This window comes from Cellulosimicrobium sp. ES-005 (genome assembly GCF_040448685.1).
GTDB classification, from domain to species: Bacteria; Actinomycetota; Actinomycetes; order Actinomycetales; family Cellulomonadaceae; genus Cellulosimicrobium; species Cellulosimicrobium cellulans_G.
The window spans coordinates 2882987-2902790 of the sequence record NZ_CP159290.1 but is presented as its reverse complement, the minus strand read 5'-3'; the positions used below and the strand labels follow the sequence as shown (position 1 = coordinate 2902790).

Below are 19804 nucleotides of genomic sequence, written 5' to 3'. Positions count from 1 at the left end.
GGGTGGGGACATGACCGCCGACACGATCGCCGACGTCGTCCTCCTGCTCGTGCTCGTCGGTGCCGGGGTCCTGCTCGTCTGGTGCGCCCGGGCGACGGCGCCCGGGCGCCTCGGGCGCAACCAGCTCGCCGGGATCCGCACCGCGACGACGCTCGCGAGCGACGAGGCGTGGCGCACCGCCCACCGGGCGGCCCGGCCGCTGAGCGAGGCCGCGGGCTGGGTGCTCGTCGCCGCCGCCCCGGCCCTGTTCCTCGTCGGCGACGAGGCAGGTCTCGTCGTCGTGCTGGTCGCGACGGGCCTGACGCTCGCGCTCACGATCGGGGGGCTCGTCGTCGGGACGCGCGCCGTGCGACGCGAGGCCGACCGGAGCCGGTGACGCGCGCTCGGGTCGGGATCGCGTCGGGCGGGCCCCGCGTCAGGCGGGCTCGGAGACCAGCTCACGCTCCGCCGTCGGGCCGGGCCGGGACTCCTGGGCCGGGCGGCGCGACGCCGGGCGGCCGTGGGTGAGGTAGAGCGGGAGGCCGGTGAGGAGCAGCCCGCCGACGAGGTTGCCGAGCACGGTGGGGATCTCGTTCCAGACGAGGTAGTCCATGATCGTGAACTCGCCGCCGAGCAGCAGCCCGGACGGGAACAGGAACATGTTGACGATCGAGTGCTCGAACGACATGAAGAAGAACAGCATCACGGGCATCCACATCGCGACGGCCTTGCCGGGCACGTCCTTCGCGATCATCGCGCCGACGACGCCCATGGACACCATCCAGTTGCACAGCATGCCGCGCACGAACAGCGTGAGCATGCCCGACGCCCCGTGCTCCGCGTACCCGACCGTGCGGCCCTCGCCGATGTGCCCGATCGCCTGACCGACCTCGTTGGGCGGGGTGTCGAACCCGTAGGTGACGACGATCGCCATCATCACCGCGACGGCGAGCGCGCCGAGGAAGTTCCCCACGAACACGAGGCCCCAGTTGCGCAGGACGCCGCGCACGGTGACACCCGGACGCTTGTCGAGCCAGGCCAGGGGGCCGAGGACGAACATGCCGGTGAGCAGGTCGTACCCGAGCAGGTACAGCAGGATGAACCCGACCGGGAAGAGGACGGCGCCGAGGATCGCGTGGCCCGTGGTGACCGTGACCGTCACCGCGAACGCGGCGGCGATCGCGAGGATCGCGCCGCCCATCGCGGACCGCACGAGCGTGTCGCGCGTGGACAGCAGGACCTTGCTGGCACCGGCGTCGATGATCGTCGGGACGAGCTCGGCGGGCTTGACGTAGGACATGGGCGGGCTCCGGTCTCTGAGGCGACGTCGCGGCAGGGGAGCGCCCGACGGCGCGTCCCACGCTAGGAACCCGCGGTTTCGCCCGCGTTCCCGCCGGGGAGCGACCTCGTTACCGGGGTCGCTCAGCGCGCGGGGCCACCCTGTGAGAACTCCGCACCCGACGCGGGCTCGACGACGACGGACCGGACCGTCGCGAGGCGCCGCACCGCGCGCTCGAGGGCCCGCGTGCGGCGCGGCGTCGCGCGGAAGGTCACGACGATCCGCCCCGCCCGGCCGTCGTCGTCGACCGGCTCCGTCGCGAGCGAGTCGAAGCTGACCCCGCGCGTCGAGAACACCCCGGTCAGCGCCGTGAGCGTGCCCGGCTGGTCGAGGCCGTGCACGGTCGCGACCCACGCGGCCTCCGCCCCGGCCCGGCCCGACGGCGCCCGGTCGCCGGTCGCGGACGACGCACCCGGGACGGGCGCACCGGTCCGGGCCCGCTCCCGGCCGGCGGGCCGGTCGTCGTCCCGCGACACCGTGCTCGTGGCGACCATCCGCTCGATGCCGTCCGCCGCGTCCGCGAGGCGCCGGGCCTCGTCGTCGGGCAGGTCGTCGAGGAGCACCCGCGTCCACCCGCCCGGCCCGAGGACCACCGGGACGCCGAGCACGCCGCGGTGCGGGACGCCGTCGTGCCCCGCGAGGGTCCGGTCGAGCGGTCCGTCGAGCCGTCCGTCGAGCTCGCCGTCGAGCGCGACCTGCCCGGCGACCACGATCTCGCGGCCGTCGAGGATCACCTCGAGCAGGTCGACCGTCGCGCTGGCCGTCCCGGCGGGCGTCTTCGCTCCCGACTGGTGCGTCATCCACGGTCGCGTCACGAGCCGCAGGTCGGCGGGCCACGTGTCGATGAGGTCGAACGCCGCGCCCATGTCCGCCGTCGCGACGCGCGCCAGCTCGGTCTTCGCCGCGGCGATCTCGGCGGGCAGCGCGTCGAGCGTCCGGCCCCGGCGCAGCGCCGCGACCGCGCGGGCCCGCTCGTCGGCGTCGAGACCGCTGACGCGGACCGTCGACCACAGCGGGACGGCGTCCTCGCCGTGCTGGCCCCCGACGAACCCGCCGACGCGGTGCCGGCGCACGCCCAGCTCGACCGCGAGCTCGCGCCGGAACCGCAGCGTGTCGAGCCACGCGCCCATCCCGAGCACGCGGTGCCGCCCGAGCCGCTCCGCCATGACGGCGACGCCGAGCTCCACGGGGTTCGTCACCACGACGACGACCTCGTGCCCCGATCCGTGGCGCGCGATCGCGTCCGCGTACTCGGCGAGGACGGCGCCGTTCGTCGCGGCGAGGACGCGGCGGTCGGGGTCGGCGCCCGTGCGCGCCGGGGGAGTGAGCCCGGCGGCGACCACGATCACGTCGGCCGTGACGTCCTCGGGGGAGTGCGCGACGTCGAGGAGCGGCGCGTGCTCGTCGTACGCGTCGACCAGGTCCGCGCGCAGCCCGTGCACGGCCCGACCCGACGCCCCACCGGCCCGGCCGACGAGCTGGAGCCGCGCCGTCGGCGGGAGCACCCGTCGCTCGACGATCTGCGTGCACACCTGCCGGCCGACGTCGCCCGTCGCCCCCACCACCGCTACGTCCACCCCGGCAGGCTACGTCCCGACCGATGAGTCCGGGCGCCCGGGCGCGTCGTGACAGGTGAGGACGGGTGACCATCTCGACGCAGCGGGAACGAGAGGAGCAGGACGATGACGACCGCCGACCCGACGGTGAAGAACCTCGACGGCTACGGGACGCCGCCCATCGAGTGGGCGCGCGTGCACGACACGCTGTTCGGCCGGCTCCCGCAGGAGCCCGGGTCCGGCGGGCCGAACCGGCACACGACGTGGCTCGCGACGACCGACCCCGACGGGAAGCCGCACGTCGTGCCGTTCGGCGCGCTCGTCCTCGACGAGGAGATCTTCCTGTGCTCCGGCGAGGGCACGCGCAAGAACCGGAACCTGCACCGCGACCCGCGCTGCACGCTCACGGTCGCGACGGAGCCGTTCGACCTCACCGTCGAGGGCAGGGCCGAGCGCGTCACGGACCCCGAGGCCCTGGAACGCGCGGCGGCCGGCTTCCGCGCCGACGGGTGGCCCGCGACCGTCGACGGCGACGCGCTCACCGCCGAGTTCAGCGCACCGTCCGCCGGCCCGCCGCCATGGGCGGTCTACCGTCTGATCCCCGAGCGCGTGTTCGCGTTCGGCACGGCCGAGCCCTACGGCGCCACGCGCTTCGACCTCCCGCCGAGGTAGAGACCAGGTCACGCGAACGCGATGTCGGCCGCGGCGGCGACCATCTCGTCGAGGACCGCGGAGACGACCGGCCGGGGCTCGTGCCGGGTCGCGCGGTGGCGCGCGACGAGGCGGCGCGAGCCGAGGCCGGGCAGGCCGACGACCGTGACGCCGTCGGGCACCTCGTCCGACGCGCCGCCCTCCACGGCGAGCGCCGGGAGCATCGCGACGCCGAGCCCCGCCGCGACGAGGGACAGCGCGACGTCGAAGTCGTAGTAGTTGTGCCGCGTGCGCAGCGTCCCGCCGAGCCCGCGGGCCAGACGGCGCAGGGCGCGCGCGGCGGCGGTGCCGGGCTCGGGACCCAGCCAGACGGCGTCGCGCACGTCGTCGAGGCGGGTCGGAGTCGACATCCCGGCGGGGACCACGAGCCGCCACGGCTCGTCGAGCAGCACGATCTCGCGCGTGCCGCGCGGCGCGGGGGAGTCGGCCTCGTAGTCGCGCTCCAGGAGCACGACGTCGAGCTCGCCCGCGCGCAGGAGGCGCAGCGCCTCGGTGGGCTCGCGCTCCTGGACGTCGAGCTCGATGCCGGGCGCCGTCTCGGCCAGGCGCCCGGCGACGGGCGCGACGACGGCGCGGATCGCCGTCTGGAACGACCCGACCGCGACGCGGCCCATGACCTCGTCGCCGAGCGCGGCGAGCGCCTTGCGCGCCTCGACGAGCTCCGTCTCGATGCGTTCAGCCGTCTCCGCGAGCACGCGCCCGGCCGGCGTGAGGGTCACGCCGCGTGGTCCGCGGTCGAGGACCGCGACGCCCTCCTCGGCCTCGAGCCGCTGGATCTGCTGGGAGACCGCGGACGGGGTGACGTGCAGAAGGTCTGCTGCCGCGAGAATGCCCCCGCCACGGTGCACGGCAAGGAGAAAGCCAAGTCTGCGTGGGTCCGTCGCCATGTAGATATGCTAAACGGCCGGTGCAGAATCCTTCGATTGTGCTGAAGCGCGCGAGGCCTCACACTTGTCGTGGCGCCGGTCGGTTAACTCCTCCTCCTTACGGGTCGGCGCCCGAGCTTCCGCACCACCCGCGCCACCAGCCATCGGCCCGGAGCGCACAGCCACCGCAGCGTCGCGGTACCCCCTCCACCCCTCTTCGTCACCGGAGTACCGCTGTGCCCGTCACCCTCGACGCGTTCGTCATGTTCCTCGGCTGGATCGGCGCCGCCGCCGGAGTCGTCGCCTACGCGATGGTCAGCCGCGGCCGCTGGGCCGCGTCGTCCGCCCCGTTCCAGCTCACCAACCTCACCGCCGCGGGCCTCATGGGCATGGTCGCGGCCGCGAACGGGGTGTGGCCGTCGGTGGCCGCCAACATCGTGTGGATCCTCATCGGCGTGCAGGCGATCGTCGTGATCGTCCGCGCGCGGGCGCGCCGCCGCGCGACCGTCGACGACGTGGCGGCCCCGGCCCCCGCGGTCGTCCCCGGCGCGGTCACGGCCACCGCCCCCGAGTCGGCCCTGCCCGACGGCGACCCCTCGCCGCGCGAGGTCGGGCTCGCCGCCTGACTACACCCCGGCGGGCGTGACGAGTCCGATCAGCAGGCCCATCACGAGCACGGTGACCAGCTCGTGCGCGACGTTGAGGACCGTGAGGCCGGCCGGCCGGCCCTCGAACGCGTCGTGCGTGACGAACCGCGCGGCGGTGAACCCCGCCCACAGCACGAGGGCGGTCAGCAGGGCGTTGCCCAGGTAGGCGCCGCCGTAGAAGGACCACGCGAGGTACGTCGCCCCGGCGAGCACCCAGGCGGTGACGAAGCTGACCACGACCGTGACGACGATCGGCACGACGGCGTCCCTGCCCTCGCCGGACGGGTCGACCTTCGCGACGCGCATCCAGTACGTGCCGAACACCTTCGGCGTGTACCAGACCGAGCCCACGACCATGCTCGACACCGTCGCGGCCAGCACCGCCCAGTAGTTGATCTCCGGAACCATCGGACCGCTCCCTCGCGTCGACGCCGTCGCTCGGAGCGTAGCGCTCAGGCGGTGGCGCCCGCCTGCGGTCCGACGACCACGTCGACCACGACCGCGCGGTGGTCGGACAGGCCGGTGTCGACGGCCGTCGCGGGGCCGAGGGCACGGATCGTCGCCTGCCCGGGCGTGGCGTCGACGAGGACGTGGTCGATCTGGCGGACGGGCCGGTCCGTCGGGTGGGTCAGCACGTCGGCGAGTGACGTGAAGCCGCTGAGCTCCGCAGGCTCCGGCGCGCGCAGGTTGAGGTCGCCGAGCAGCGCGAGCGGCCGGGGGAGCGGCGCGCACGCCCGGACGAGGGACCGGAACTGGTCCGCGGTGAACTCCGGGCGGGACGTGGTGTGGGTCGTCACCACCGTGAGCGGTCCCCACGGCGTCACGACGGCGGCCGCGAGCGCCGCGCGGGGCTCGTCCGGCACCACGCGGAACGGGAGGAGGCGCGCGGCCCCGCTCGCCGAACCGGGCGTCCGTCGCCGGACGCGCGAGCGCCACGGCATCCGGTCGAGCTCGAGCCGCGACCACCGCGCGACCGGGAACCTGCTGACCAGCCCGATCCCGTAGGACGCGACGCCCGGCACGCGCCGCACGCCCGCACCGGGTCGCGCCGCGCGCACCCAGGCACCCGAGACGCCGCGCAAGGTGGGGGAGAAGTGCCGGTGGTCGGCGCGCAGCGCCTCGGCGGCGACGGCGACGAGGTCCGCACGCTGCGAGCGGGGCGCGTCGCGCTCCACCTCCTGCAGCGCGAGCACGTCCGCGTCGAGGTACGCGACGGCGCGCGCGAACCGCTCGACGTCGACCGTCCCGTCGAGCGCGGCGCCGTGCAGCGCGTTGAACGTCGCGAGGCGCAGCGCGCCGTCGGGTCGCGGGGGCAGTCCGGGTGAGGCGGCGGCGGTCGGCACCGCACGATCCTCGCGCGGACGGACGATCCTTGCGACCACACCGGCGAGACAGCGACCTCCGGGCCGCGGGAGCACCCAGTCCCTGGGCGCCGGTCGCGCTCTCGGCCCGCGGGTCGCGGTGTCGGGGCGGTCGTCCGCCGTCGCGACCTCGTCAGCGAGTACGGCGCCAGGCGACGATGCGCTCCACCGCCTCCGCGACGGTCTCCGGAGCGGCCGCGAAGGAGAGGCGCACCCAGTCGCCGCCGCGGACGCCGTCGAAGTCGGTGCCCGGGGTCAGCGCGACGCCCGCCTCGGCGAGCAGCCGCTCGCACCACGTCACGGAGTCCAGGCCGTCGCCGGAGACGTCGGCGTAGACGTAGAACGCGCCGTCGGCCGGGGCGACGCGCGACCAGCCGAGGTCGTCGAGCCGCGACAGCACGAGCTCGCGCGACGCCGCGTAGCGCGCCACGTTCTCCGCGGCGGCCGCGTACCCCTCGGGCGAGAACGCCGCGACGCCCGCGTGCTGCGCGAGCGCGGGCGGCGACAGCGCGACGTTGCCCGCGAGCGCGTCGACCGGACCGACGAGCTCGTCGGGCAGCACGAGCCACCCCAGCCGCCAGCCCGTCATGGCCCAGTACTTGGAGAACGAGTTGACGACGACGGCGCCCTCGCCGACGTACCGCGCCGCGGTCGGCAGCGCGGCGGGCGAGGCGCCCGGGTCGCCGTACGTGATGCCGTGGTAGATCTCGTCGCTCACGAGGCGGACGTCGTGGTCGGCGCACCACGTGGCGACGGCGTCGAGCTCGGCGGGCAGGATCATCGTCCCCGTCGGGTTCGCCGGGCTCGCGACGACCAGGCCGTCGAGGCCGCCGTCGTAGTACGCCTCCATGAGCTGCGACACCGTGGGCTGGTAGCGCGTCTCCGGGCCGCAGTCGAGCTCGACGACCTCGCAGCCGAGCGCCCGCAGGATGTTCTTGTACGCGGGGTAGCCGGGACGGGCGAGCGCCACGCGGTCGCCGACGTCGAACGCCGCGAGGAACGCGAGGAGGAACCCGCCGGACGACCCGGTCGTCACCGCGACGCGCGCCGGGTCCACCTCGACGCCGTACCAGCGGTCGTAGTGCTCCGCGATCGCGCGGCGCAGCGCCGGGACGCCGAGCGACTCCGTGTAGCCGAGGTCGCCGCGCTCCAGCAGCTCGATCGCCCGGCGGCGGACGACGTCCGACGCCCCCGTCGACGGCTCGCCCGCGCACAGGTTGAGGACCGACGCCCCCGCGTCGCGCAGCCGGTTCGCCTCCGCGAGCACCTCCATCACCGCGAACGGCGGCACGTGCGAGCGGCGTGAGACCTTCATCGACCCGGGCATGAAGCCATCATGCCGGGTCAACGGGACCCGACCACCGCCGACCCCGGGGTTGTCGCCGTCGCACGGCGCCGGACCCGGGGTTGCGAGCGAGTTCGGCGGTCGGACGGCGCACAACCCCGGGTTCAGCGCCGGGTCGGTCATCCGTTCGAGGGATGTCGGCGACGGCGAGGGATCGGTCGTCCGGGCGACGCGCCGTCGTCGGCCGGCGGGGTCGGATGGACGGCATGGCCGAGGACGTGTGGGACGACGGCTCCGAGGACCGGGCGAGGGACGATCACGCGCGAGGAGGTCGCGACGAGACGTTCCGGCCGGTCCGGGGATGGGGCGTGCTGTGGCGCAGCGCGTTCGTGCTGTGGCACGGCGGGCGCGAGTACGTCGTAGACGTGGACTTCCTCGACTGGGACGAGCGGATCCGGCTCTACCGCGACCGGCTCCTCGTCGACGAGCAGCGGTCCCGGGCCCGGTTCGACCTCGGCGACGCGCGGATCGAGGCCCGGATGAGCCTCTACGGGATGCGGTACGTGCGCGTCGTCGACGCCGTGGGCGACGTCCGGGACGTCCCGCCGATGCCCGGCACGGCCGAGGCGTGGCGCGACCGCATGGACCGGGAGCGCCCGACGGCGAGCCGCGCCGTCGGCGTCGCCGCGTGGGTCGTGCTCGTGGTCGCGCTCGTGACGCAGGTGCCCCAGCTCCTCGACCTCGTCTCCGGGTTCACCGGCTGGACGCCGCCGTTCGTGCCCGACCTGCCCGCCTCCGTGAACACGGTGCTGTCCGTGGCCGGGGTGGTCGCCGCCGTCGACCGCGGGCTGCGGCGTCGGTACCACCCGCTCCTGGACGGCTGACCCGCCGCCTCGTCCCGCGTCGCGGAGCCTGCCTAGGGTGGAGGGACACCGACAGGGGAGGTTCTCGTGTTCCGACGACGGTCCCGCGCCACCTCGGACGACGACCCGGTCCGGCGCGCCGCGCAGTACCGGGTCGACCGCGAGACCGCGCGCGAGAGGTCCGACCGCGGAGAGGCCGGGCGTGACGAGGCCGGGCGGTCGGACACGCCCGCTCCGCCGGGGGGCGAGGCGCCCGCCGCGGCGTCCCGAGAGCCGGACGACGACGCCGGCTCCCGCGGACCGCGGCGTGTACGACCCGAGGACCGAGCGATGTACGTCGACACGGTGATCGACCAGGCCATCCGACGCGGGGAGTTCGACGACCTCCCGCTCGCGGGCAAGCCGATCCCCGGGCTCACGGGGACGCACGACCCCGACTGGTGGCTCAAGTCGGTCATCGAGCGCGAGCAGCTCACCGGGCTGGGACCGCCCGCGATGCTGCTCCGGCAGGAGGACCGAGAGCTCGACGACCGGCTCGACCGCGAGCTCGACGAGACGACCGTCCGCGAGATCCTGACGGACTTCAACGCGCGCGTCGTCGACGCCCGCCGCCAGCTCCTGGGCGGACCACCGGTGGTCACCCCGACGCGCGACGTGGACCACGAGGTCGCACGCTGGCGCGCCCGCCGCGACCGGACCGCCTGACGCGACAACCCCCCCGCCGAGCACGACATGGGGGTCGCTATCGGGCTGATAACGACCCCCATGTCGTGTTCGGCGGAGCGGCGTCCGAGCGGCTAGCGGCTCTGGAGCGCGCGGACGTTGTCGCCGAACGTCCAGCCCTTGGAGCCGTCCCAGTTGATCGACCACGTCATGAGGCCCTTCAGGCGCGACGCGTACGGCTGGTACGCCTGCGTCACCAGCGACGGTGCCATGTAGCCGCCGCCCGCTCCCGCCTGGGCGGGGAGCCCCGGGACCTGCTTGTCGTAGGGCACCTTCACCGTGACGCCCTGGATCGTCAGTCCGGCGTTCAGGCAGTCGGTCTGCTTCTGGAAGCCCTGGACGGTCCCGGCACCGTACGAGTCGCCGCTGCAGCCGTACATCGAGCCGTTGTAGTACTGCATGTTGAGCCACCACAGGCGGCCGTTGTCGACGTACTTCTTGATGATCGGCAGGTACGAGCCCCAGATCGAGCCGTACACGACGCTGCCGCCCGTCACGTACGCCGTCTCGGGCGCCATGGTGAGGCCGAAGGTGCTCGGCATCTCCGCGAGGACGCCGTCGATGATGCGGATCAGGTTCGACTGCGACGTCGACAGCGTGCTGATGCTCCCGCTGCCCGACAGCCCCGTCTCGATGTCGATGTCGATCCCGTCGAAGTGGTTGTCGCGCAGGATCGGCACGACCGTCTCCACGAAGCGGTCCGCGACGGCCGGGCTGGACAGGTCGATCCCGGCGGTCGCGCCGCCGATCGACAGGAGCAGGCGCGTCCCGTTCGCCTTCGCCGCGCACATCTCGGCGGGCGTGGGCACGTCGACGCCGGTGTCCATGCCGTCCTGCCAGAGCACGGTGCCGTCCGAGAGGATCACGGGGAACGCGAGCGTCACGACGTTGTACCCGTGCGCGGAGATCCGGGGGTCGTCGATCGGGATGTGCCCGAGGCCGGGGTGCACGCCGTTGGACGCGCCGTCCCAGCTCTCCCAGTACCCCTGGAGCACCTTGCCCGCCGGCTTGCCCTGCACCGCGCAGTCGGTGGGGTCCGTGGGATCGGTCGGGTTCGTGGGATCCGTGGGATCGGTGGGGTCGGTCGGGTCGGTGGGGTCGGTCGGGTCCGTGGGGTCCGTCGGGTCGGTGGGGTCCGTCGGGTCGCACGCCCCGCCGTCGGACCACAGCGTCGGGGTCGACGAGGGGGTCCAGCCCGCCCCGACGTAGGCCGTGTGCGTCACGCGCGCGGTGTAGGTGCGCCCGTTGTACGTGACCTGGGTCCCGGCGGTGTACGTCGAGCCCTCCGCCCAGGCGGTGGCCGCGCACTGGGCCGCGGCCGCGGGGGCGAGCGCACCCGGGACGACGGCCGCGCCGCCCACGAGGGCCGCCGCCAGGGCGACGGTGGCCGCTCCGGCGAGGAGCGGGGTCGGACGAGATCTCACGGGGCACCTCGAGTTCGGTCGCACGGCGGCCGAGGCGGGCGCCGTCGGCCGATGATCCCGCCAGTCTGCAAGCGGGCCACGGCGTCGCGCATGAGGGAGAACCACACGATCCGCACGGCTCGTCCGGGCGCGGACCCGCGGGGTGTACGGGTGGTCCCGGACCTGCCGACGCACGCGACGTCGGGGGCGCGGCACGTCGCCGGCGCTGCCGCGCCGAGCGGCCTCGCGCCCGGGCGCCTAGGGTCGGCCGCATGGCCGACTGGCAGCCCGACGTCCTCGGCGACGACTACGAGCAGCTCACGCTGCCGCTCGCCCCCGACGACGAGGGCGACGTCGTCGCCACGCTCGTGCGGCGCCGTCGGCCCGGGGGAGCCGCGGCGGACGGCGCCGGCGCAGGGACCACCGCGGGGGACGGGCAGCATCTCGACGTCCTGTACGTGCACGGGTGGTCCGACTACTTCTTCCAGACCGAGCTCGCCGACTTCTGGGAGGCGCACGGCGCACGCTTCCACGCGCTCGACCTGCGCAAGTACGGGCGCAGCCTGCGGCCCGGCCAGACGCCGGGCTACGTCACCGACCTCGCGACGTACGACGAGGACATCGAGGCCGCGCTCGCGGCGATCGGCCACCACGGCGACGGGCGTTCGCCGCGCGAGCTCGTGCTCATGGGCCACTCGACGGGCGGGCTGACGCTCAGCCTCTGGCTCGCCCGGAACCCCGGCCGCGCGGCGGCGCTCGTCCTCAACAGCCCGTGGCTGGAGTTCCAGACGCGCGAGGTCGGGCGCCTGCTGCTCGAGCCCGTGATCGGGGCGAGGGCGCGGCTCACGCCGACGCGCCCGCTGCCGAACGTCGACCTCGGCTTCTACACGCGATCGGTGAGCAAGGACTTCGACGGCGAGTGGACGTACGACCTCGCGTGGCGCCCCCAGCACGGGTTCCGCACCACGCCCGCGTGGCTGTCCGCCGTCTTCCACGGGCAGCAGACGGTCGCGCGCGGCCTGTCCATCGGGGCGCCGGTGCTCGTGCTGCTCTCCGCCCGCAGCACGCTGCTGCCCCGCTGGACGCCCGAGATGATGCACACGGACACGGCGATCGACGTGGACGGCGTCGCGCAGCGGTCCGTCCAGCTCGGCGATCTGGTCACGGTCGCGCGCCTCGACGGCGCCCTGCACGACGTCGTGCTCTCGGCCCGGCCCGTGCGCGCGCTCGCGTACGGGCGGATCGCGCAGTGGGTCGGCGCGTACCTCCCGCGTCCCACGCCTCCCGTGCCCGACGACGACCGGGCACCCGCGCCGGACGACGCACCACGGGCGGCGAGCGGCCTCGGTCCGCTGCTCTCCCGCCTCGGGGCGGGCGCCCACCGTGCCGGGCGGGCCGTCGCGCGCGCGGTGGGCTCCGCCGTCGGGACGCTGCGCGGCACGAGGGCCGGCCGCCGGTGAGCGGAGCGCTGACGGGGCTGGACCACGACGCCGCACCCCGCCCAGGGCGACCCGCCCCGCGCACCCGCGGCCTTACGGTGAGCAGGTGAGCCAGACACTCGACCAGGGGCCCTTCTTCCACGGCACCAAGGCCGATCTCCGGGAGGGCGACCTGCTGACCGCGGGCTTCCGGTCGAACTACCGGCCCGAGGTCACCATGAACCACGTGTACTTCACCGCCCTCGTGGACGGCGCCGGCCTCGCCGCCGAGCTCGCGGCCGGCGACGCGGCACCTCGGGTCTACCGGGTCGAGCCGACGGGTCCGTTCGAGGACGACCCCAACGTCACCGACAAGAAGTTCCCGGGCAACCCGACGCGGTCGTACCGGAGCAGCGCACCGCTGCGGGTGGTCGGCGAGGTCACCGACTGGCCGCGGCTGAGCGAGGAGGCGCTGGCGGCCTGGCGCGCGCGTCTGGCGGCTCTCCTGTCCGACGAGCGGGGCGAGATCATCAACTGAGTGCTGCCGCTCCCGGGCGCCGCGCACACGCCGTCTCCCACCGCAGGGGGAGGGCGCCGGGTCGGGGCTCGCACCCTCGGTGGATACTCCGACGGCGGTCCGGCACTACCGTCGGCGACGTCGTGCGCGAGGTGCCCAGCAGAAGGAGCGGTACGAGTGTTTCGCGAGGTCCCTGTCCTGCCCGTCGTGGTGCCCCTGGCTGCCGCCGTGCTCGGGATGCTGCTCCGGCGTCTGCGCCGCGCGGACCGGCTCACGGTGCCGCGGGCCGCCGTCGCGCTCGCGCTCGCCGTCTACGCGGCCGGGGTCGTGGCCAACACGGTGTTCCCGATCTTCCTCGACAAGCCGGTGAGCAGCGCGCCGTGGAACGCCCACCTGGCCCTCGTGCCGCTGGCGGACTACGAGGTCGCCGACGCGGTGATGAACGTCCTCGTGTTCGTGCCGCTGGGCATGCTCCTGCCGCTCCTCCTGGCGCGGACGTCGTGGTGGCGCGCCGTGGCGGCGGCGGCGGCCTTCAGCCTGGCGATCGAGGTCGTCCAGTACGTCACCTCGCACCTGCTCGGGGGCGGCCACATCGCCGATGTGAACGACCTGCTCTTCAACGTCGTGGGCGGCGTGCTCGGCTACGCGCTGTTCGTCCTCCTGTGCCGCGTCCCCGTGCTCGACGCGTTCCTCGAACGTTTCCGCTGGTCCACAGGACCGCGAGCGCGCCTTGGCGAAGCGGACCTGCGTCGCGTGCATCCGCACTGACGGTTGCCCGGGTCCGCGGCGTGTCGCGGCGGCGGAGCGCGACCGCCCGACCGACGCTCAGCCGTCGAGCCGCGTGCGGACGAAGTCGACGATCCCGTCCGCGGCGGCCTCCACCTCGGCGAGGCAGTCCTCGAAGTCCTGCTGACCGCCGTACCAGGGGTCGGCGATGTCGAGCACGTGCTCGGGCTCGCCCGGCGCGACGCGGGGAGCGGCCGGGTCGAACGAGCGGTACATCCGCACCGGGCCGGCGGCGTCGAGGCGGCGCAGGGCGCGGGCGTGCTGGGACGTCATCGCGAGCACGAGGTCCCGCGCGGCGAGGTCGCCCGCGCGCACCTGTCGGGCGCGGTGCGTCCCGTCGACGACGTACCCGTGCTCGGCGAGGACGGCCCGCGCGCGGCGGTCGATCGGGTTCCCTCGCTCCTCGTCGCTGATCCCCGTCGAGTCCACCACGACGCGGTCGCCGAGCCCGGCCGCCTCGAAGCGGTCGCGCAGCACCACCTCGGCCATCGGGGACCGGCAGATGTTGCCGGTGCAGACGGTCATGACGCGGTAGGGCACGGGGGCCTCGGTACTGGTCATGGGCCCATTCTGCGGGAGGCGCGCGCGCTCCTCACGTGCGGCCGGTCGCCGGGCGGCCCGCGACCGCCACGTCTACCGTGAGGACATGATGATCGGGGCGGGGTCGGGGCGGATCGCCGTGACGGGCGCGAGCGGGCTCCTGGGGTCGAAGCTCGCGTTCCGCCTCGCCGCCGAGGGCGCGACGCAGCGCCTCGTCGTGCGCGACGCCGCCCGGGCGCCCCGCCTCGGCGACGACCCGCTCCCCGAGTCGGACGTCGCCGTCGTCGACGGGTACACGGACACGCGCGGGATGGTCGCCGCCTTCACCGACGTGGACACCGTGTTCCTGGTGTCCGCCCACGAGGACCTCGACCGCGTCGCGCAGCACCGCGCGGCGGTCGACGCCGCCATCGCGGCGGGCGTCGGGCACCTCGTCTACGTGTCGTTCGTCGGCGCGGCACCGGACGCCGTCTTCACCTTCGCGCGCGACCACTGGCGCACCGAGGAGTACATCCGCGCGACGGGCGTGCGGCACACGTTCCTGCGCGACAACCTCTACCACCGCGGGCTCGCGCTCATGGTCGGCGACGACGGCGTGATCCGCGGACCCGCGGGCGACGGGCGGGTCGCGTCCGTGTCGCACGACGACATCGCGGACGTCGCGACCGTCGTCCTGCTCGACGCCGACACGCACCGCCACGACGGCGTCACCTACGACGTCACGGGGCCCGAGGCCCTCACGCTCGACGAGGTCGCGCAGGCCCTGACCGCCGCGACCGGCCGCGACATCACGTACCACGCCGAGACCGTCGACGAGGCGTACGCGTCCCGCGAGCGGTACGGGGTGCCGCGGTTCGAGGTCGACGGCTGGGTGTCGTCGTACACGGCGATCGCCGCGGGCGAGCTCGCGCACGTGAGCGACGCCGTCCCCCGGCTCGTCGAGCGCCCCGCGCAGTCGTTCGCCACGTGGCTCGACGACTACCCCGAGGAGTGGGCGCACCTGCGCCCCGCGTGAGCTCGGCGCGCTGCCGTCGGCGCGCCAGCGCGAGATCGACCCGCACGTCCGAGATCGACCCTCGGTGGGTCGATCCGGCGACGGGCGGGTCGATCTCGGCGGTTCCACGCCGTGCGCGAAAACCCCTGGCGTCGCCGCGGGGGGCGGACGTACCGTCGTCGTACACGCGAAAGGAGGTGGTCCTGGAAGTGAAGATTCTTCGGACTCGTGAGGTGGTTGCGCGCTAGTCGTCGCGCAACCGATCCAGCAACGGACCGGATGCGGTGAGCCCGTGAACCGGGCGGGGTCTCCCGAGGGGAGACGCCCGACGGCGAGCGAGTACCACGCAACCACCGGAGCCCGCGGGTGTCGTGCCCTCGTCCAGCACGACAGGAGGAACCCTCCAGCCCGCGGGCTTCTCGCTGCCCGCGCCCTGCGCTGCGTGCACGAGACAGTCGCGTCCGGCACGTCCGGACGCGACTGTTCTCCTGCGCTCAACGGGTGACCGGGGCCGGGGCGGGCTCCGGGAGGGCGGCCTCGGCGACCGGGGTCGCGGCGGCGGCGGGACCGGCCGGCTCGACGACGGGCCGACGGCGGCGCGGCGCTCCCATCGCCACCGCCGCGAGCGCGAACGCCGCGACCGGGACCCACAGCGCGGTGTGGAAGGCGGCGAGGCCTGCCTCCGGCCCCGTCGCGTCGCCGAGGGCGAGGACGCTGACGGCCGTCGCCGCAGAGATGCCGATCGCCGCACCGAGCTGGAACGCCGTGTTGAGCACGCCGCCGGCAACGCCCTGCTCCGCGTCGGTCACGCCCGTGGTCGCCGCGATGGCGATCGGCCCGTAGACCAGGGCGAACGCGACCCCGACGAGCGCCATCGACGGGACCATGACGGCGTACGTCCAGTCGAGCCCCGACGCGAGGAACCACGCCGCCGCGAGCGTCCCGGCGACGAGACCGCCGACGATCACGCGCGGCACCCCGAAGCGCTCGACGAGGCGCGGTGTGAGCACGGGCGCGAGGACGACGTCGATCGCCATGAGGAGCATCGCGAGCCCGGTCTGCAGCGGTGTCCAGCCCCGCAGCTCCTGCAGGTAGAGGGTGAGGAGCACCTGGAACCCGTAGAACCCGCCCGCGAAGAGCACCGCCGTGACGTTCGCCCGGACCAGCTCGGTCGAGCGGAAGAGCCGCAGCGGGAGGAGCGGGTGCGGCGCCCGGCGCTGCCGGGCGACGAACGCCGCGAGGAGCACGGCACCGCCGCCGAGCGCGGCGACCGTCCACGCGAGCCCCTCGCCCGGGTGCTCGAGGCGCACGATGCCGACGGCGAGCAGCACCATGGCGCTCGTCGCCAGGACGGCACCGAGGACGTCGAGCGCGCCGCGCTCGCGGGCGGTCGTGTCGCGCGGGACCGTCACCAGGGCCAGCGCGAGGAGCACGACGGCGAGCAGCACCGGGGCGAAGAACACCCACCGCCAGTGGATCGCGGCCAGGAGCCCGCCCACGACGAGGCCGAGCGAGAAGCCCGCGGCGCCCGCCGCGCCGTACACGACGAGCGCGCGGTTGCGGCGCGGCCCCTCGGCGAACGACGTCGTGATGAGGGACATCCCGGCCGGCGTGAGGAACCCGGCCGCCACCCCCGTGACGAAGCGCGAGAGGAGGAGCATCCAGGCGTCGGTCGCGAACCCGCCGAGCCCCGAGAAGACGAGGAAGACGAGCAGCCACAGGACGAACATCCGGCGGCGGCCGTAGAGGTCGGCCGCGCGCCCGCCGAGGAGCATGAACCCGCCGTACCCGACGACGTACGCCGTCACGACACCGCCCAGCTCGCCGGTCGCGAGCCCCAGGTCGGAGCGGATGCCGGGGAGCGCGACGGACAGCATCGCGATGTCGCTGCCCTCCAGGAAGATCGCCCCGCACAGCACGAGCAGCAGCCCCCAGTCCCGGAGGGTGAAGCGTCCCGCCGCTCGTGCTCGTTCACGGCTGCGGCTCGTCGTCCCGTCGGTCATGCCCGTCCCCTTCCTCCTGAGTACCGCTCGGTACTCGGTTACCCCTTGATACCGAGCCCATCGTGGGCCAGGATCGGGAGGCATGGAAGACGGCACATTCGACTCACCAGGTATCACCGTGGATACCGTGGCGGCGCGCGGACGGACCGCGGACGGGCACGAGGCTGCTCGCGCGGGCGCGCCCGACGACGTCCCGTCCCCCGAGGACCGTCACGGCTGCCCACCGGCGAAGTGGGAGAGCGACGTCGAGGTCTGGCAGTGGGACGCGCGCGAGGACTGCGAGGTGCGGCAGATCCTCGACCGCATCGCGGACAAGTGGTCGCTGCTCGCCATCGCGCTGCTCGACCGGCGGGTCATGCGGTTCACCGAGCTCAAGCGGGAGATCGACGGGATCAGCCAGCGCATGCTGTCGCGCACGCTGCGCCAGCTCGAGCGCGACGGCATCGTCGAGCGCACGGTCTACCCGACCGTCCCGCCGCGCGTCGACTACGCCCTCACCGAGATGGGGCGCTCCCTCCACGCGACGACCAAGGCGCTCGTCGTGTGGACCGAGGCGCACCAGGAGCGCATCGCCGCCGCGCGCAGCGCCTACGACGAGCGCGAGGCGTCGCTCCAGGACCTCTGAGGGCCGCGGGTCACGCGACCGCGGTCGCGAGCACGCCGAACGTCGGGTCGGGCGTGATGGGGGACGGTGCGGGCTCGTCGCCGGCCGGACCGCTCGTCATCTCCCACGTCCCGTCGCTCTCGACGCGGACGGCGGCGGTGCGGGCCCCGGACGCGTCGACGACCTTGACGCTCCCCCCGAACGGCCGCCCCGGGAGCTGCGCGAACGCGGCCCGGACGAACCGCGACGCGGCGTCGGGCAGAGGGTCGCCCATCTGGAGCGGGCGCACGTGCCAGATGCCGAACGGGCGCGGCTCGAGCACGACCGCACCGCCCTGCGCGCCGACGAGCAGCGCGGCGTTGGTGCGCTCGTCCGCGATCGCCGCCGCCTCCACCCACTCGGTCGCGGTCGTGAGGACGCGCGTGAGCGGGACGACGTTGCCGACGGGTGCGAGCACCTCGCCCTCGACACGCGCGAGCCGCCGCACGACGAGCGAGCTGAGCCCCGCCGCAAGGAGGGGGGAGTCGGCGGGCACGTCGGGAAGGCGCAGGTTCTCGCGCGTCCTCGTGGCGGCGGGTCCCTCGTTGAGCGACAGGAGCACGAGCAGCTCCGGCCCCGTGAGCTCGATGAGCCCGTCGTCCGGACGGCTCGCCGCCTCGGTCTGCGTGGTCATCGGTCGTCCCTCTCCTCGTGCGGACCGCGGCCGCGGTCCGGCGCATGGGCCGCGGTCACCACGGCCATACCTTCTTCAGCGTCTCGGTCGCCCCGTCGACGAAGTCCCCGCCCGCGTCCCACACGTCGCCGGCGAGGTCGGCGGCACCGTCGGCGAGGTCGCCCCCACGATCCCACAACCAGCCCGCGCCGTCGGCGATGCGCTTCGTCACGGGGACGTCGCCGGAGAGCAGGGTCGCGACGCCCCACACGGCTCCCGCACCCGCGATCGCCCACCCGACCGGGTTGCTCGCGAGGAAGATCGCCGCGCCGATGCCGGCGGCGCCGAGCCCCGCGGTGATGACGCCGTCCGTCCCCTTGAACCCGTCGCCCTCCGCGAAGCCCTCCCACGCCTGCACCGAGCCGCTGTACACCGAGTAGCCGTCGAACACGAACCCGGCGCCCTTGAGCACCTTGCCGGCGGACGCGAGGTTGTCCGCGAGCCCCGCCACGTTGAGCGGGTCGTCCAGCTTGTTCATCGCGGCCCAGGCGTCGACTCCCTGGGACGCGACCCAGTTGAGCACGCCGCCCTGGGTCATGTCCGTCGTGAGCCACGACGGCGGGACCAGCCAGTCCGGCGGGCCGCCGTCGCCGCCCTGGGTCACGGGATCCTCCGGCCCACCCGGAGAACCCGGTCCGCCGGGCCCACCGGGGCCGCCCGGACCGCCCGGACCGCCCGGACCGCCCGGACCGCCCGCGCCACCGTCGCGGCTCGTCGCGTCCTGCTGCTCGGCGTTGCCGCGCAGGAGGTCGGCGGCGTCCGTGAGCAGCGCGGCGGTGCCCGTGAGGCTCGGCCGCAGGGTCGACGTCCACGCGGTGCGGAACTCGGCGGCGTCGGAGCCCTCCCAGCCCGCTCGGCCCACGGCCGTCTCGATCGCCGCCGCGGCCAGCTCCAGGACCTGCGCGCCGTCCGCCACGCGGCCCGCGAGCGAGCGCAGGGCCTCGACGTCGGCCCCGTACATCCCGCTGCTCATTCCTCGCCCCTCTGCGCTCTCACCCACACCCCCCGCACGCTCCCGGGTCGGCCACGCCGTGCCGGCGCCGCCGACAGGGTACGGAGGCGGAGCGGGAGAGGTCGATGGTGACCGGTCCCCATGCCCGTCAGGACGGGCGCACGCCGCGGCGGCGGTCGTCGGCCACGAGCGCGCGGTACCGGCGCCACTGCCGGACGGCGAACCGGCCGAGGAACACGCAGGCCAGCACGCCGACGGCCACCCAGCCCCAGGGGAACGGGTCGCCCGCGTGGTAGCTGCGGAAGCCCTCCGTCCAGCCGTACACCTGGGCGCGATACCAGCCCAGCACGAAGACCGCGACGACGGCGGGAGGGACGACGGCGGCGAAGGTCAGGAACCACGCGTACGTGCGCGCCTGCTTCGTGTCGCCCACGAACCGCGTCCGCGGCGCCCCGTCCATCCGTCCACCTCCGTGCTCGGGCCTCCGGGCACCCTACCCGGCGCCGACCGACCGGCCGAGGCGGTCTCGCCCGGCCCGTCGGTCG

Annotated in this window: 22 protein-coding genes; 10 read left to right on the top strand and 12 right to left on the bottom strand. The window is 74.8% G+C overall.

Going from position 1 to position 19804, the window contains the following annotated elements; translation table 11 throughout:
- Window positions 1-10: 10 nt before the first annotated feature.
- Window positions 11-376 (top strand): SdpI family protein, encoded by a 366-nt coding sequence (locus tag ABRQ22_RS12780; protein ID WP_353706993.1) that lies wholly within the window; start codon window positions 11-13, stop codon window positions 374-376.
- A 39-nt stretch (window positions 377-415) separates the two neighbouring features.
- On the opposite strand, the gene ABRQ22_RS12775 is transcribed toward ABRQ22_RS12780, so the two are convergent.
- A complete protein-coding gene (locus ABRQ22_RS12775; RefSeq protein WP_353706992.1) occupies window positions 416-1279 on the bottom strand; it encodes a formate/nitrite transporter family protein in 864 nt (287 codons plus the stop codon).
- Between the two features lie 122 nt (window positions 1280-1401).
- Complete coding sequence (locus tag ABRQ22_RS12770; protein ID WP_353706991.1) at window positions 1402-2895, bottom strand: lactate dehydrogenase; 1494 nt, start codon at window positions 2893-2895, stop codon at window positions 1402-1404.
- 105 nt (window positions 2896-3000) lie between these two features.
- Between ABRQ22_RS12770 and ABRQ22_RS12765 the strand changes: the two genes are divergently transcribed.
- Entirely contained in the window at window positions 3001-3546 is a 546-nt protein-coding gene (locus ABRQ22_RS12765) for a pyridoxamine 5'-phosphate oxidase family protein (RefSeq protein WP_253051648.1), read from the top strand.
- A gap of 8 nt (window positions 3547-3554) precedes the next feature.
- Here the strand turns inward: ABRQ22_RS12765 and ABRQ22_RS12760 are convergent, their stop codons facing one another.
- Window positions 3555-4472, bottom strand: a complete 918-nt coding sequence (locus ABRQ22_RS12760) for a LysR family transcriptional regulator (protein WP_253051647.1) — start codon at window positions 4470-4472, stop codon at window positions 3555-3557.
- A 215-nt stretch (window positions 4473-4687) separates the two neighbouring features.
- Here ABRQ22_RS12760 and ABRQ22_RS12755 point away from each other — a divergent pair, with 215 nt between their 5' ends.
- The gene (locus tag ABRQ22_RS12755; protein WP_253051646.1) at window positions 4688-5077 is read left to right on the top strand and encodes a hypothetical protein; all 390 of its coding nucleotides are present in this window, start codon (window positions 4688-4690) and stop codon (window positions 5075-5077) included.
- Here the strand turns inward: ABRQ22_RS12755 and ABRQ22_RS12750 are convergent, their stop codons facing one another.
- The 3 genes from ABRQ22_RS12750 to ABRQ22_RS12740 all read right to left on the bottom strand — a co-directional run bounded on the left by ABRQ22_RS12750 (window position 5078) and on the right by ABRQ22_RS12740 (window position 7774).
- Window positions 5078-5506 (bottom strand): DUF1761 domain-containing protein, encoded by a 429-nt coding sequence (locus ABRQ22_RS12750; protein ID WP_353706990.1) that lies wholly within the window; start codon window positions 5504-5506, stop codon window positions 5078-5080.
- Window positions 5507-5550: 44 nt separating this feature from the next.
- Window positions 5551-6441 (bottom strand): endonuclease/exonuclease/phosphatase family protein, encoded by an 891-nt coding sequence (locus tag ABRQ22_RS12745; RefSeq protein WP_353706989.1) that lies wholly within the window; start codon window positions 6439-6441, stop codon window positions 5551-5553.
- A gap of 151 nt (window positions 6442-6592) precedes the next feature.
- The gene (locus ABRQ22_RS12740) at window positions 6593-7774 is read right to left on the bottom strand and encodes a pyridoxal phosphate-dependent aminotransferase (protein WP_353709552.1); all 1182 of its coding nucleotides are present in this window, start codon (window positions 7772-7774) and stop codon (window positions 6593-6595) included.
- Between the two features lie 236 nt (window positions 7775-8010).
- Between ABRQ22_RS12740 and ABRQ22_RS12735 the strand changes: the two genes are divergently transcribed.
- Window positions 8011-8628 carry a hypothetical protein gene (locus ABRQ22_RS12735; RefSeq protein ID WP_353706988.1) on the top strand — a complete coding sequence of 206 codons (618 nt, stop codon included), beginning with the start codon at window positions 8011-8013 and terminating at the stop codon, window positions 8626-8628.
- A gap of 66 nt (window positions 8629-8694) precedes the next feature.
- Window positions 8695-9312 carry a DUF1992 domain-containing protein gene (locus tag ABRQ22_RS12730; protein WP_353706987.1) on the top strand — a complete coding sequence of 206 codons (618 nt, stop codon included), beginning with the start codon at window positions 8695-8697 and terminating at the stop codon, window positions 9310-9312.
- A gap of 92 nt (window positions 9313-9404) precedes the next feature.
- Here the strand turns inward: ABRQ22_RS12730 and ABRQ22_RS12725 are convergent, their stop codons facing one another.
- Window positions 9405-10754: a glycosyl hydrolase family 18 protein gene (locus ABRQ22_RS12725; RefSeq protein ID WP_353706986.1), complete on the bottom strand. Its 1350-nt coding sequence runs from the start codon at window positions 10752-10754 to the stop codon at window positions 9405-9407.
- A 251-nt stretch (window positions 10755-11005) separates the two neighbouring features.
- Here ABRQ22_RS12725 and ABRQ22_RS12720 point away from each other — a divergent pair, with 251 nt between their 5' ends.
- From ABRQ22_RS12720 to ABRQ22_RS12710, 3 genes are all read left to right on the top strand, one after another.
- Window positions 11006-12193 carry an alpha/beta hydrolase gene (locus ABRQ22_RS12720; protein ID WP_253051640.1) on the top strand — a complete coding sequence of 396 codons (1188 nt, stop codon included), beginning with the start codon at window positions 11006-11008 and terminating at the stop codon, window positions 12191-12193.
- Window positions 12194-12278: 85 nt separating this feature from the next.
- A complete protein-coding gene (gene arr, locus ABRQ22_RS12715; protein ID WP_253051639.1) occupies window positions 12279-12689 on the top strand; it encodes an NAD(+)--rifampin ADP-ribosyltransferase in 411 nt (136 codons plus the stop codon).
- A gap of 156 nt (window positions 12690-12845) precedes the next feature.
- Entirely contained in the window at window positions 12846-13436 is a 591-nt protein-coding gene (locus ABRQ22_RS12710; RefSeq protein ID WP_353706985.1) for a VanZ family protein, read from the top strand.
- A gap of 57 nt (window positions 13437-13493) precedes the next feature.
- Here ABRQ22_RS12710 and ABRQ22_RS12705 read toward each other — a convergent pair whose 3' ends face one another.
- Window positions 13494-14015, bottom strand: a complete 522-nt coding sequence (locus tag ABRQ22_RS12705; protein WP_353706984.1) for a low molecular weight protein-tyrosine-phosphatase — start codon at window positions 14013-14015, stop codon at window positions 13494-13496.
- Between the two features lie 85 nt (window positions 14016-14100).
- On the opposite strand from ABRQ22_RS12705, the gene ABRQ22_RS12700 reads away from it, so the two are divergent.
- Window positions 14101-15009 carry an SDR family oxidoreductase gene (locus ABRQ22_RS12700; RefSeq protein ID WP_353706983.1) on the top strand — a complete coding sequence of 303 codons (909 nt, stop codon included), beginning with the start codon at window positions 14101-14103 and terminating at the stop codon, window positions 15007-15009.
- Window positions 15010-15482: 473 nt separating this feature from the next.
- Here the strand turns inward: ABRQ22_RS12700 and ABRQ22_RS12695 are convergent, their stop codons facing one another.
- Window positions 15483-16991, bottom strand: coding sequence for an MFS transporter (locus ABRQ22_RS12695; RefSeq protein ID WP_353706982.1), 1509 nt, complete (start codon window positions 16989-16991; stop codon window positions 15483-15485).
- A gap of 118 nt (window positions 16992-17109) precedes the next feature.
- Here ABRQ22_RS12695 and ABRQ22_RS12690 point away from each other — a divergent pair, with 118 nt between their 5' ends.
- Complete coding sequence (locus ABRQ22_RS12690) at window positions 17110-17616, top strand: winged helix-turn-helix transcriptional regulator (protein WP_353706981.1); 507 nt, start codon at window positions 17110-17112, stop codon at window positions 17614-17616.
- A gap of 10 nt (window positions 17617-17626) precedes the next feature.
- Here the strand turns inward: ABRQ22_RS12690 and ABRQ22_RS12685 are convergent, their stop codons facing one another.
- From ABRQ22_RS12685 to ABRQ22_RS12675, 3 genes are all read right to left on the bottom strand, one after another.
- Entirely contained in the window at window positions 17627-18268 is a 642-nt protein-coding gene (locus ABRQ22_RS12685; protein ID WP_353706980.1) for a hypothetical protein, read from the bottom strand.
- 55 nt (window positions 18269-18323) lie between these two features.
- On the bottom strand, window positions 18324-19280 hold the full coding sequence (locus ABRQ22_RS12680; RefSeq protein ID WP_353706979.1) for a hypothetical protein: 957 nt from the start codon (window positions 19278-19280) through the stop codon (window positions 18324-18326).
- 127 nt (window positions 19281-19407) lie between these two features.
- Entirely contained in the window at window positions 19408-19719 is a 312-nt protein-coding gene (locus ABRQ22_RS12675) for a hypothetical protein (protein WP_157759525.1), read from the bottom strand.
- Between the last annotated feature and the right edge of the window lie 85 nt (window positions 19720-19804).